The organism is Pelagivirga sediminicola, from assembly GCF_003072125.1.
Taxonomy (GTDB): Bacteria; Pseudomonadota; Alphaproteobacteria; order Rhodobacterales; family Rhodobacteraceae; genus Roseovarius; species Roseovarius sediminicola.
Window position 1 is genome coordinate 1 of sequence record NZ_QCYH01000004.1, and the last position, 11,320, is coordinate 11,320.

General features: G+C 61.3%; 13 protein-coding genes, 1 tRNA gene and 1 pseudogene. 3 read left to right on the forward strand and 12 right to left on the reverse strand.

Annotated features, from left to right (window positions below; all coding sequences use genetic code 11):
• The first annotated feature begins 79 nt into the window (after positions 1 to 79).
• Together DC366_RS20255 and DC366_RS20260 are read left to right on the forward strand one after the other, a co-directional pair.
• A complete protein-coding gene (locus DC366_RS20255) occupies positions 80 to 685 on the forward strand; it encodes an ABC transporter permease family protein (RefSeq protein WP_243405076.1) in 606 nt (201 codons plus the stop codon).
• Positions 673 to 1,131, forward strand: coding sequence for an ABC transporter permease subunit (locus tag DC366_RS20260; protein ID WP_243405092.1), 459 nt, complete (start codon positions 673 to 675; stop codon positions 1,129 to 1,131). Before DC366_RS20255 ends, DC366_RS20260 begins: the two co-directional genes overlap by 13 nt.
• A gap of 253 nt (positions 1,132 to 1,384) precedes the next feature.
• On the opposite strand, the gene istB is transcribed toward DC366_RS20260, so the two are convergent.
• The 10 genes and pseudogenes from istB to DC366_RS08295 all read right to left on the reverse strand — a co-directional run bounded on the left by istB (position 1,385) and on the right by DC366_RS08295 (position 8,971).
• Complete coding sequence (gene istB, locus DC366_RS08255) at positions 1,385 to 2,167, reverse strand: IS21-like element helper ATPase IstB (protein WP_108691747.1); 783 nt, start codon at positions 2,165 to 2,167, stop codon at positions 1,385 to 1,387.
• 18 nt (positions 2,168 to 2,185) lie between these two features.
• Positions 2,186 to 3,249, reverse strand: a pseudogene (gene istA / locus DC366_RS08260) (IS21 family transposase); the annotation flags it as partial.
• 632 nt (positions 3,250 to 3,881) lie between these two features.
• Positions 3,882 to 4,127 carry a cbb3-type cytochrome oxidase assembly protein CcoS gene (gene ccoS, locus DC366_RS08265; RefSeq protein WP_108691749.1) on the reverse strand — a complete coding sequence of 82 codons (246 nt, stop codon included), beginning with the start codon at positions 4,125 to 4,127 and terminating at the stop codon, positions 3,882 to 3,884.
• Complete coding sequence (locus DC366_RS08270; protein ID WP_243405077.1) at positions 4,124 to 4,840, reverse strand: DUF2189 domain-containing protein; 717 nt, start codon at positions 4,838 to 4,840, stop codon at positions 4,124 to 4,126. The genes ccoS and DC366_RS08270 overlap by 4 nt, the downstream gene beginning before the upstream one ends.
• A gap of 91 nt (positions 4,841 to 4,931) precedes the next feature.
• A complete protein-coding gene (locus tag DC366_RS19855) occupies positions 4,932 to 5,090 on the reverse strand; it encodes a hypothetical protein (protein WP_165802875.1) in 159 nt (52 codons plus the stop codon).
• The gene (gene ccoP / locus DC366_RS08275; protein ID WP_108691751.1) at positions 5,087 to 6,013 is read right to left on the reverse strand and encodes a cytochrome-c oxidase, cbb3-type subunit III; all 927 of its coding nucleotides are present in this window, start codon (positions 6,011 to 6,013) and stop codon (positions 5,087 to 5,089) included. The genes DC366_RS19855 and ccoP overlap by 4 nt, the downstream gene beginning before the upstream one ends.
• Positions 6,010 to 6,177, reverse strand: a complete 168-nt coding sequence (locus tag DC366_RS08280; RefSeq protein ID WP_108691752.1) for a cbb3-type cytochrome oxidase subunit 3 — start codon at positions 6,175 to 6,177, stop codon at positions 6,010 to 6,012. Before DC366_RS08280 ends, ccoP begins: the two co-directional genes overlap by 4 nt.
• Positions 6,174 to 6,902: a cytochrome-c oxidase, cbb3-type subunit II gene (gene ccoO / locus DC366_RS08285; protein ID WP_108691753.1), complete on the reverse strand. Its 729-nt coding sequence runs from the start codon at positions 6,900 to 6,902 to the stop codon at positions 6,174 to 6,176. The genes DC366_RS08280 and ccoO overlap by 4 nt, the downstream gene beginning before the upstream one ends.
• 3 nt (positions 6,903 to 6,905) lie before the next feature.
• Complete coding sequence (gene ccoN, locus DC366_RS08290; RefSeq protein WP_108691754.1) at positions 6,906 to 8,543, reverse strand: cytochrome-c oxidase, cbb3-type subunit I; 1,638 nt, start codon at positions 8,541 to 8,543, stop codon at positions 6,906 to 6,908.
• Positions 8,543 to 8,971 carry an RrF2 family transcriptional regulator gene (locus tag DC366_RS08295; protein WP_108691755.1) on the reverse strand — a complete coding sequence of 143 codons (429 nt, stop codon included), beginning with the start codon at positions 8,969 to 8,971 and terminating at the stop codon, positions 8,543 to 8,545. The genes ccoN and DC366_RS08295 overlap by 1 nt, the downstream gene beginning before the upstream one ends.
• Before the next feature lie 424 nt (positions 8,972 to 9,395).
• On the opposite strand from DC366_RS08295, the gene DC366_RS08300 reads away from it, so the two are divergent.
• Positions 9,396 to 10,166 (forward strand): glycoside hydrolase family 25 protein, encoded by a 771-nt coding sequence (locus DC366_RS08300; RefSeq protein ID WP_108691756.1) that lies wholly within the window; start codon positions 9,396 to 9,398, stop codon positions 10,164 to 10,166.
• A 393-nt stretch (positions 10,167 to 10,559) separates the two neighbouring features.
• Here DC366_RS08300 and DC366_RS08305 read toward each other — a convergent pair whose 3' ends face one another.
• Together DC366_RS08305 and DC366_RS08310 are read right to left on the reverse strand one after the other, a co-directional pair.
• Positions 10,560 to 11,075, reverse strand: coding sequence for a hypothetical protein (locus DC366_RS08305; RefSeq protein WP_108691757.1), 516 nt, complete (start codon positions 11,073 to 11,075; stop codon positions 10,560 to 10,562).
• 147 nt (positions 11,076 to 11,222) lie between these two features.
• Positions 11,223 to 11,297 (reverse strand) — tRNA-Glu (locus tag DC366_RS08310).
• Between the last annotated feature and the right edge of the window lie 23 nt (positions 11,298 to 11,320).

Genomic DNA, 11,320 nt, shown 5'->3' on the forward strand with positions numbered 1-11,320 from the left:
CTTCGTGTGCGTCCATAAGGACACTCGATAAACGATCTCACAGCCCAGCAGCCAGACGGCCCTCGGCGGAGGTTTACCCATGATCGACGTCAGCTGGATGACTTCGAGGATTTCCTCCTTGGTTGCGCCCTCGCGCAGCGCATTTTGCATGTTACGGCGCAAGGCCGCGCTCGGCGCGCTGATCATCGCCGCGGTCGCGCCGCTGGTGATCTACAAGTTCACCACAACCGGCTCTCTTGCGCTAGTTGACACCTTTGCGGGTGCCGAGGCGTCGCGGCTGATCTTGGGCGACGGCAACGGCACGCTTTTCTCGGCAGTCGCGGGCTGGCTCGACCGCAGCATCGATGCCGTCGCGCGTGCGGGCGGCGGCGTCTTCGGCGCGATCACGAGCGGTGTCCGCGCCGTCCTGGACGCCCTCGCCGTGGCCCTGAATGGCACGCCGTGGCCGGCGGTGATGCTGGTCATCATCGTCACCGCCTGGCGGTCCGCCGGGCCGCGCGCGGCAATCTTCACCACTGCGGCGCTCGCCTGTATCGCGCTGCTTGGCTATTGGCCGTCGCGATGGAGACGGTCGCGCTGGTCGGCGCGGCGGCCATCATCTGCGTCGCCATCGGCATTCCCCTGGGCATCTGGTTCGGCAAGTCGCGCCGCGCCTTCGCCGCCGCCGAGCCCGTGCTGGACCTGATGCAGACGCTTCCCGCTTTCGTCTATCTGATCCCGATCATCGCGTTTTTCGGCACGGGCAATCCGCCCGGTATTCTGGCCACCATCGTCTTCGGCATGCCGCCGGTGATCCGCCTCACCTGCCTTGGCATGCGCGGCGTGCCCGGCAGCATCAAGGAGGCCGCGGTCGCATTCGGCGCATCGCGCTGGCAGTTGCTCAAGGATGTGAAGCTGCCGCTGGCGCGCCCCTCCATCATGACCGGCGTCAATCAGACGATCCTGATGTGCCTGTCGATGATGGTCATCATCTCGCTGATCGGGGGCGGCGGCCTCGGCAAGGTGATCCTGGAGGCGCTGCAATACGCGGCCAAGAGACCGGGCCTTCTGGGCGGTTTCGCCATACTTTTTTGCGCGATGGTCATGGACCGTATCGTTCAGGGCGCCTTTCGCCTCGATGTCAAAAGGTAGGGCCGGCGGGCGGTTCGATCCGGCACCGCCGTGGATCGCTCCGACGCCGTCGCAACAGCCTGAATCTGCCGCTTGCCCTGATCTGCGATAATGGCCGCCGGAGGTGTTGGCGTGCTTGACAGACAGCATGCGAAAAACGGACGAGATCGCCCTTGCGGATTTCAGAAATACCGGACAGCGATTACGCTAATTCCCGGACAGCCGTTTCAGTAATTCCCGGACAGTTCGGGCACGGCTGATTGTCTGCCTGCGATCATGTTTTGGTTTGGATAGTTTCGGTGTTTTCGGCGGAGGTCAAGGTCGCGTTCCGGTCCTTTCTGCGCATGCTGTCGCCCTTGAGTTCGATGCGGTGGGCGTCGTGGACGATCCGGTCGAGGATGGCGTCGGCAATGGTGGGTTCGCCGATCATGTCCTGCCAGCCCGAGATCGGCAGTTGGGCGGTGATGATGGTGGACCGCCGCTGATAGCGCTCCTCGAAAAGCTCGAGCAGATCGATGCGCTGTTGGTCGGTCAAGCCATGCGTGCCCCAGTCGTCGAGGACCAGCAGCTGGACGCGGGCCAGCTTGTCGACGAGGCGGGGAAAACGTCCATCGAGGCGCGCCAGGGCCATGTCCTCGAACAGCCGCGGCATCCGGACATAGGAGACAGAGTGATCGAGACGGGCCGCCTGGTGGGCGAAGGCGCAGGCGAGCCAGGTCTTGCCGGTGCCGGTCTGGCCAGTAAGGATGATCTGTTCGCGGGCCTTGATCCAGTCGCCTTGCGCGAGCGCGAGGATCGGACGCCGGTCGAGCCCCCGGCTGGCGGCGAAATCGACATCTTCGATGCAGGCGTTGGGAAAGCGCATCTTCGCATTACGCAGCCGGTTGGCGAAGCGCTTGTCGGCGCGGGCCGCGGCTTCGCGGTCGAGCATGAGCCCCAGCCATTCATTACGCTCAAGCGCCTGGCTCGAACCCTGTTCGGCCAAGGCCTTCCAGGCGTCTGCCATGCCCGTCAGGCCGAGCGCGGCCATCTGATCGAGTGTGGGATGTGTCAGCATCTATTTGTCCTTTCCGGGTTACTGGTAGTAGCCGGGGCCACGAATATTGTCGTGGACCGGCGTGGCGGTGACGGGGTCGGGCGGGCGGGGCGCCCGATCCAGACCGGTGATCAGGATGGAGCGCACCGAGGCATAATTGACGGTGCCGACCGTCAGGGCGCGTTCGCAAGCCGCGCGCCACGCCCGTCCGCCCCGAACTGCCGCTGCAGGCCGAGCACACCGAGCGCGGAGCGATAGCCCTGTTCCGGATGCGGCCTGTCGCGCATCAGCCGCTCGACGAGCGCGGCGGCGTGATAGCCGGTGCGGGCGGCCCGGGTGATCAGGCTCTCGGGCGTCATGCCGTAGCCCTGGTGCGCCTTGGGCATGTGTTCCTTGATGGTGCTATGGCCGCCGCGCTGACCGCGGCGGTGATGAGCCGCAATGCGTTCATGGTTATGGAAAATCTCGATCATGCGGTGGGTGAGCCGGACATCGACCTGACGGCCGATCAGGCGGTGCGGCACCGAATAGAAGCTGTGCGGAACCTCGATGTGGTAATCGGGATGCACCTTGGCGCGTTTCCATTCGGCGTACTCGAAGGGCGTATCGGGCAGCGGGCTGAGCGCGGGGCGTTCGATCTCCTCGAACAGCTCCCGGCGCGAGCGCCCGACCCGGCGCATGGTCCGGGCATTGAGATCATCGAGCCGCTCGGCAATGGCGACGTTCAGCGCCTTGATGGAAAAGAACTGCCGGTTGCACAGGCGCGCCAAAATCCAGCGCTCTACGATCAGCACGGCGCCCTCGACCTTGCCCTTGTCGCGCGGCCGGGTGGGCAGCACGGTCGTGTCGTAATGCGTGGCCATGTCGGAGAAGGTCTTGGTCAGCGACGGCTCGAACCAGAGCGGTTTGGCCACGGCGGCCTTCAGATTGTCGCAGACGATCGCCTTGGGGACCCCGCCGAAGAATTTAAGCGCCCGGACCTGGGCATCAATCCAGTCGGGCAGCTTCTGGCTGAGGCTCGCCCAGGCGAAGGTGTAGTTCGAAGCACCCAGAACGGCGACGAAGATTTGCGCGCGATGCTCAGCACCGGTGCCCGGGTCGAGTTTCAACATGTGCCATCTGACAACCTCCTTCACGGCTTTCAGGTGGACAGATAGGGGTTCAGGATAAATCATTCCAACTTATTATTAATATCAATTCAATCGCTAAGATCGAACGATTATTCGATAGTCAACTGAACCTCCGATGCAAAATCGAGCCTCTGCCGACAACGGGTTCAGGTGAGCGCCTCGGCAATGCGGGTAAGCAGATCTTCGGATTGACCGCAGCACCTGACGGCGCGCCCGATCCGGTCGCTTTCGGCGTAAACCCATTCCTTTCGCCGCGCGCACGCCTTTGCGCGCTCATGAGAGTTTGCATGTAACACTGCCAAATCGCGTTCGCAGGCGATTGTTGTCACCGAGCGCGCTCCAGACCGGCTGGCATCTTAGGGACTAGTGACCCTGTCAGGTGAGCAGATGCTGATCTTCGTTGGCGACGTTCCAATGCGCATAGGTTCAAAAGCGGCGTTCGCATAGGCCAGCGATTACATCGGCGCAAGCGCCTTGGTCAGAAGTCTGGCGGATGTTTGTTGGCTGATCGGTGACTGCGGCCAAGAGGATGATTGGTGCAGAGACGCGTTGCAAGACAAATTGATAAGCCTGTGCATCCATGGCCGTCGCCCGAAAGCTTGTCACTATCGCGAGCGTTCTGTGTAACTCCCGGCGAGAGTGGGACAGTCAGACCGCTTGGGAAATACAGTTGCTGGGGGCGGGTCGCTTTCGACACTGCAGTCTTTTTCCTGAGGGTTCTCAGGAATCAATACCCGCTCGGCGTTGCCTTGTGGATCCTCAAACTGATCATGGTGCAGCGCCCATGCAAAGGCGGCGAGCCCGATCAGACCCATGCCGATCGATAGCGGGATGAGGACGAGCAAACTCATGAGTCGAACCGGCGTATCGCCTTGTACGCGTGCCAGGTGCCGTGGCCGAGAACCGGAAACACCAATGCCAGCCCAAGCAGACCGGTCAATGCGCTAAGAGCCAGTCCGACTGCGACAATGGCGCCCCATGCGAGCGCCGGGGCCAGGTTCTGGATCGTCATCGCAAAGCTGAGGCCAAGCGCCGTCAGCGCATCGCGCCGTTCGGCCAGTATCATGGGGATCGAAAACAGGCTGAGCGCGAAACCGAAAGCAGCAAACAGCCCGCCTATGGCCGTGCCGACCAGGATCAACGTCCAGCCACGCGGCGTGGTCAGCACGTTGATAAAGGCGTCTTCGGCCCCCGGAAACGGCGTCAGGCCAAAAAACAGCGCGTAAAGCAGATCCGCGACCCGGATCCAGAACAGCACCAGCATCCCCAGCATGAGCCCAGCAAAGGCCAGTTGCCCCAGCGGCACGCCCCGCACCAGCAGCATCCGGCCGAGGCCGATCCTCTCCCCCTCTTCGCGCGCACGGCTTTTTTCATAAAGACCGATTGCAAAGAACGGTCCCACGATCAGAAAGCCCGATATCATCGGAAGTGTGAGGTAGAGCAGGCCCGCCCAATAGAGCGCCCCAAGGATGACATAGGACAGCAGGGCAACGAAAATTCCGTAGGCAAGGCTGGGCAGCGGGCTGGCGCGAAAATCGGCCCAGCCGGCGGAAAGCCAGTCCATCGCCGCGCGTGCCGGCAAGGATCGCGCAAGCGCCGGTGCCGGCCTGTCAGGAGCGCGAAGCGTTGGGAGAGGTTCGAGCATATCAGACCTTTCAGCAGGCAGGCTTGGCCGCGGCGGCCTGCGCGGACAAGGTGCAATCGGGCTGCGAGTTGATGGCAACGGTAATCAGATGCGCATTTGCGGCGACGAAGACGCCCGCGGCCAACAGGGCGCCGGTAATGGCCAGTCTGCGCTGGGTGAAAATGCTCATTGCTGGCCCTCCACATCGTCTTTGGACAGGTTCGCGACATAGAGGGCGAGGAGGTTTATCTCCGCTTCGGTCAGGCGATCTGACCAAGCGGGCATCACGCCCTGCCGTCCGCGGCGCAGCGTCTCCAGCACGCTGGCGCGATCCTGACCGTAAATGACCGCTTGGTCCGTCAGCGCAGGCGCGCCGTTCTCCATTCCGCCGATGCCGCCCTCGGCGTGGCACGCGCTGCAATTGTCGGCAAACAGCACGCCGCCCTCGCTGTCGGCATCCGCATTGCCCTGCGGCAGCGCCGTGACGTAGTCGGCCAGCGCGCTCAGCTCGCCGCGCTCCATCCAGTCAAAGGCGGGCATCTGGCCAAACCGCGTGTCGTCGCCCGTGGCATTGATCCCGACATGCAGAGTTTCGGCAATCGTTTCAGGATCGCCGCCCCACAGCCAATAGTCATCATTCAGCACCGGAAAGCCGGGGCCGCCACCGCCATCTGCACCGTGGCAGGCGGCGCAATTGTCCTGAAACAGACGGTCCGCCGCCGCCATTGCGGGCAACATCAACGTGTCATCTGCCTGCAATGCGGGGAAATCCCCTGCCTCGAACTTCGCCATCCAGTCGCTGCGATCCGCCGTGAGGGCGCGGTAGCTTTCGACTGCCATTTCCGTCTGATCAAGGCCGAGCAGGCCGCGCGTGAAATCCTTGCCATAAGGCCAGGCCGGCAGCAAAACCCAGGCGATCACGGAATACACGAACGTCAGGATCATCGCCCAGAGCGCCAATTTGGGAAAGGGCGTGTTAAGCTCGCGAATGCCGTTCCAGTCATGGCCGGTGGTGTCGTATCCGGTAACGGGGTCGACCTCGAGATGGCCGGTATGCGCGTCGATCTCGTGGTCGGCGTCAGGGTCGGGGTTCAGACGGGGATCGTCGCTCATTGCGGATCCTCCCCGGACTGGTCGGGCAGGATCGAGCGGGCGATCCTTTCCTGCTCGGCGCGGCGCTTGGGGTTGTAGGCGCGGATCGCGACGATGATGAAGAACCCCATCATCCAGATCGGCCCCAGCGTCTTGGCCAGATAAACGAGGGTGTCGTGGCTCATTGCGCGCCCTCCGCAAACAGCTCGTATGGCGCATTGGTCAGGGTTCCGAGCGATTGCAGATAGGCCACAACAGCATCCATTTCCGTCAGCCGCGCCGGATCGCCGTCAAACGCGCGCACCGCGACATCCGCGCCATAGCGTTCGCGCACGGCGTCGCCCGCGTCCGAGTCGGGCTGGCTTTGTCCGATGGCGTCGCCCACCGCCGCCGCGATCATTTCGGCGTCATAGGGCACACCCAGCTTGGCCAGAGTCGCCAGTTGATCGCTCAGGATTTCGGTATCCAGCGGCCGGATGAGCCAGGGATAGGCCGGCATGATCGACGCGGGCACCACGCTGCGCGGATCGATCAGGTGCTGGCTGTGCCAGTCGTCGGAATACTTCTCGCCCAGGCGCGCCAGATCGGGGCCGGTGCGTTTCGAGCCCCAGAGCATCGGGTGATCATAGGCGCTTTCGGCCGCCAGCGAATAGGGGCCGTAGCGGTCCAGTTCATCCGCAAGGCTGCGCACCATCTGGCTGTGGCACGCATAGCACCCCTCGCGGATATAGATCTCGCGCCCCGCCAGTTCCAAAGGGGTTTGCGGGCGCATATCGTCTGGAATCTCGACCGTCTCGTCGATGGTGAAGAGCGGCGCGATCTCGACGATACCGCCGATGGAGGCGGCAACGATGATGCCCACCACCAGACCCATCGACAGCTTTTCGAGGTTGTAATGAAGTCTGAGCATTTCCTACTCCGCCGGCGTCGGTCTGAGGGGTACATCGCGCGGCTCGGCCATGTAGGGCGCGCTGCGGAAGGTGGCATAGCAGTTCAGCGCACAAACGATGGCCCCGGTCAGGAACATGCCCCCGCCGATGGTGCGGATCAGGTAATAGGGTGCCATCGCCTGCACCGATTCAACAAAGCTGTAGGACAGCGCGCCGTTCAGGTCATAGGCGCGCCACATCAGCCCTTGGGTGATGCCCGCGTTCCACATCGAGACCACGTAGACCAGCGTGCCGCCAACGGCGAGCCAGAAGTGCCATTCGATCGCGCGTGGCCATGCCATCGTCTCACGCCCCGACAGTTGCGGAACCATGGTATAGATCGCGCCGAAGATGATCATCGCCACCCAGCCCAGCGTGCCGGAATGGACATGGCCCACGGTCCAGTCGGTGTAATGGCTCAGCGAATTGACGGGGCGGATCGCGAGAAACGACCCCTCGAATGTGGACAGCCCGTAGAACACGGCGGCGACGAACATGAAGCGCAGCGTCGCATCATCGCGCACCTTGTGCCACGCGCCATTCAGCGTGGCGATGGCGTTGCCCGCTGAGGCCCAGCTGGGCACCAGCAGCATCACCGAAAATGTCATGCCAAGGGTCTGAACCCAATAGGGCAGGGCGGTGTAATGCAGATGGTGCGAGCCGACCCAGATGTAGAAGAACACGATCCCCCAGAAGCTGAGGATTGACAGGCGATAAGACCAGATCGGGCGCCCTGAGCGGACCGGCAGATAGTAGTACAGCATCCCCAGAAAGCCCGACGTCAGGAAGAACGCGACGGCGTTATGCCCATACCACCACTGGATCATCGCATCCTGCACGCCAGCCCAGATGGTAAAGCTGTCGGCGCCGTTCCAGCGCACCGGAATGGCAAGATTGTTGACGATATGCAGCATGGCGACCACCAGGATGAAGGCCATGTAATACCAGTTCGCCACATAGATATGCGGCTCGTGCCGGCGCGCCAGCGTGCGAATGTAGACGGTGAAGTAAACCACCCAGACGACGACCAGCCACAGATCGGCATACCATTCGGCCTCGGCGTATTCCTTGGACTGGGTGCTGCCCATCAGATAGCCGCTGACCGCCCAAAGGCAGAACAGGTTGAACCCGATCAGCACGAACCATGGGCTGATTGCATCGGCGAGCCGGGTCCGGGCGGTGCGTTGCAGCACATAAAACGACGTTGCAATCAGCGCATTGCCACCAAAGCCAAAGATGATGCCGGTGGTATGGACGGGCCGCAGGCGCCCGAAACTGGTCCAGGGCAGGGCGGGCGTGCCTTCTGGCCAATAGAGCAGCGCAGACACCCACACGCCGATGCCCATCGCAAAGATCGCCCAGACCAGTGTCATCATTACGCCAAAGCGTGTCGGACCGTCGAAATAGCGATCATGCCGTTCAATACCCGGCGCGCCCTCATAAAGCCTGCCACCAACGCGGAAGACCAAAAAGAGACCCAATATCAATGCCATCGCGCCATGCACTGCCATCACGCCTTTGCCGGCAAAGGCTGCCATTCCAAACCCCAGCACCGACAGCGCGACAGACAGGCCAAAGGCGATCTGGCGCTCATTCCGACTGAGTGTTCCGGCAGGTGTCATCACGCGGCTCCTTCAAGCTCGGCCATGGGTGCAAGCGCCACCTCGGCCAGGCTGGTGCGGTCCAGATCGGCCAGAAACGCCGCCTCGGCCGAACGCAACCGTGATTTGAGCTTGCAGCGGCCACTGATCGAGCACGCGCCGCCATCTGCGGCGAAGCATTCGACCAGCGCCTGACCCTCTTCGAGAACCCGCACGATCTGGCCCAGACTGATCTCATCCGTGCCGCGCGCCAGCATTGCGCCACCACCACCACCGCGGCGCGTCACAACAATTCCGGCCCCGGACAGGCGCTGCATGATCTTGGCCAGGTGATGGCGCGACAGGCCGAATTCATCGGCAAGCTCGGAGGTGGAAAACCCACGTTCGGGCGCGCTGGCCATCCGCATCAGCATCCGAAGACCATAGTCGGTGAAGGAAGTAAGGCGCATCTGGATCCTTGGTTCTGAATAAGTATTTAAACTACCGGTTAACATGCGGGCCCATCTTTGCCAACCAAAACCTCGATGGTCGCCGACCGTTCGACGCGTGGAAACGCTCTGCGTCAACCAATGTTCGCAGGCTGTCATCGTCGCATCAGGTGGTGCGCCGTCACGTATGGAATTTCATTTCGCGCTGGCGCCATGACTCCCGACCGCGGCGTAACTCGGACACGGACAGCGGATTCTGATGTTTCGTGGAATTGAAAAACCAACCATTGAGGCAGGCAAATGGACGAGCGACAGGATACGATGGCCGAGGCCCTCATGGACCATCCGATCGAACACGGGCCGAATGACATAGGCATTGTCCTTGCGCGGGCGCCGCTCCTCCGATTTGATCGCTGAACGAGATGCCCCCGAAAGGAGTTCGCCGATGATCCGCCGTTTCCTAGTTCTTACGTTTTGGACGCTTGCCGCTTGCGCCCCAGACCGACCGTTCGAAAACGCTGGCGGCGCACATGGTTTTGGCGAACGGGCACCTGTAGACTGGCAGGATGGCCACGCGCCGCATCGATACGATATTCACGGAATCGACGTCGCCCGGTTCCAGGACAGCGTCGATTGGCATACAGCGCGCGACGCAGGTGTGCAGTTTGCCTTTATAAAGGCGACCGAGGGCGGCGACATGCTTGATCCGCGATTTGGCGATCATTGGCGCGGGGCGCGCAGCGCATCCATCCCTCGCGGCGCATATCACTTCTTTTATTTCTGTACCTCTGCCGCTGATCAAGCTCGCTGGTTTATCCGCCATGTCCCGCGCGAAGCGGGCGCTTTGCCTCCGATACTGGACATGGAATGGAACGCGTTCTCGCCCACCTGTCGCAAGCGGCCCGATGGAGAAATCGTTCGACGCGAGGCGAGGGTTTTTCTAGACACGCTGGAACGCCATTACGGGCAGCGCCCGATTATCTATACAACGCCCGAATTCTATCGCCGGAATGAAATGCAACGGATGCAAGGAGATGAGTTTTGGCTCCGCTCTACCGCAAAACATCCTCGCGAAGTCTATCCGAGCCAGCATTGGAGCTTTTGGCAATATAGCGGCACCGGCACCGTACCGGGCATCAAGGGTGACGTCGATCTGAACGCATTTTCGGGCGGGGCGTCGGAATGGAAACGCTGGCTGGCGAGTAGGCGTCAGTAACCCAAGTTAAGTGACGAACAATCCAAGGCCAGAGCGTCGCGATGGTTGCGCGTGCGCCGCGCTCATAGTGTCCGCCTCAAACCCGTTGGCCAAAGCTCACCCGCACATTCGACGACAAGTCAGCCACTTGGATAAAGGCTTCAAGCCTGAGTTGATGATCGTTTGGAGTCACAACTGATCAACCGAGCGTCATCGCCAGATACGTTGGGATTCAGGTGAACCTGCAAACGCCATCAGTCACGATCCAGGACGTTAGCAAGCAAGGCGTCGCGGGCGTGCTTGCCTTGCGAAAACGGCCGCTGGCATCGCAGGCTTTTGCGAACACCCATAAAGAACTCCGCAAGAGTGCCAACTAGCCCCGGTTTGCGTGCACTGACGCAGCCGGGGCCTTTTTCATTCGTCTTCGCTATCAAGGCGATTGAGCATATTGAGGATAAACGTCGTAAAGGCTTCGCCCCATTTTGTTGCCCGTTTCATTTCTTCGACAGGAACGGCGTCAACGGTCAAGCCTTCTTCACCAGTTCGTTCAAATATTGCGAACACGACAAAGTTGTCGTCTGCCAAAAGATACCCGGCGCAATGCCCGTGGGCTATTTTATTCCTTGGCTTAGAATGACGTTCATAAAGCTTTTTGTGCTTCTTTAAGAACTTGATAGCTTCTTCCGCAGAATCACGCTGTTTGATTAGGCGAACCATTTCGGCGAGCTTGCCCGAACCGCTTTGCTTGCCGATGGTGTCGGCGGCTTCGTGGTATGGAAGTTCCATGACACGCGCCAAAAGCATCGCAAGCGCGCCGTCGAGCGTTCCCCATGCAAGAACGAGGTCTATCATCGCTTCGCGGTGCTTCGCGTTAAGAGGAAGCTTATAGTTTTCCGCTTCAAGTTCGCTGTTCAGCGTCCTTTCGTCCATGATCGCCCTTTCAGGTGCTCACGCTTCCGTGAGCGTTCGCCGGGGCTTTCAGGGCGGTTCTTCGCCCTTCGATCCATTAGACAATGCTTAGGCAGAGTGTGGGGGTTTTAAATATATCAAGTAAAATAAATATCTTACAGGTATAAGTGGCAGCCCGTAGGGGAATCGAACCCCTCTTTCCAGGTTGAAAACCTGGCGTCCTAACCGATAGACGAACGGGCCACGCGCTGCGTGAGGCGGTTCCT

Excerpts from the sequence above, each read along its gene's own strand:
- DC366_RS20255 (WP_243405076.1), top strand. The coding sequence starts at position 80 with ATGATCGACGTCAGCTGGATGACTTCGAGGATTTCCTCCTTGGTTGCG.
- ccoS (WP_108691749.1), bottom strand. The coding sequence starts at position 4,127 with ATGAGTTTGCTCGTCCTCATCCCGCTATCGATCGGCATGGGTCTGATC.
- DC366_RS08305 (WP_108691757.1), bottom strand. The coding sequence starts at position 11,075 with ATGGACGAAAGGACGCTGAACAGCGAACTTGAAGCGGAAAACTATAAG.
- DC366_RS08280 (WP_108691752.1), bottom strand. The coding sequence starts at position 6,177 with ATGAGCCACGACACCCTCGTTTATCTGGCCAAGACGCTGGGGCCGATC.
- ccoO (WP_108691753.1), bottom strand. The coding sequence starts at position 6,902 with ATGCTCAGACTTCATTACAACCTCGAAAAGCTGTCGATGGGTCTGGTG.
- DC366_RS19855 (WP_165802875.1), bottom strand. The coding sequence starts at position 5,090 with ATGAGCATTTTCACCCAGCGCAGACTGGCCATTACCGGCGCCCTGTTG.
- istB (WP_108691747.1), bottom strand. The coding sequence starts at position 2,167 with ATGCTGACACATCCCACACTCGATCAGATGGCCGCGCTCGGCCTGACG.
- ccoN (WP_108691754.1), bottom strand. The coding sequence starts at position 8,543 with ATGACACCTGCCGGAACACTCAGTCGGAATGAGCGCCAGATCGCCTTT.
- DC366_RS08295 (WP_108691755.1), bottom strand. The coding sequence starts at position 8,971 with ATGCGCCTTACTTCCTTCACCGACTATGGTCTTCGGATGCTGATGCGG.
- ccoP (WP_108691751.1), bottom strand. The coding sequence starts at position 6,013 with ATGAGCGACGATCCCCGTCTGAACCCCGACCCTGACGCCGACCACGAG.
- DC366_RS08300 (WP_108691756.1), top strand. The coding sequence starts at position 9,396 with ATGATCCGCCGTTTCCTAGTTCTTACGTTTTGGACGCTTGCCGCTTGC.
- DC366_RS08270 (WP_243405077.1), bottom strand. The coding sequence starts at position 4,840 with ATGGACTGGCTTTCCGCCGGCTGGGCCGATTTTCGCGCCAGCCCGCTG.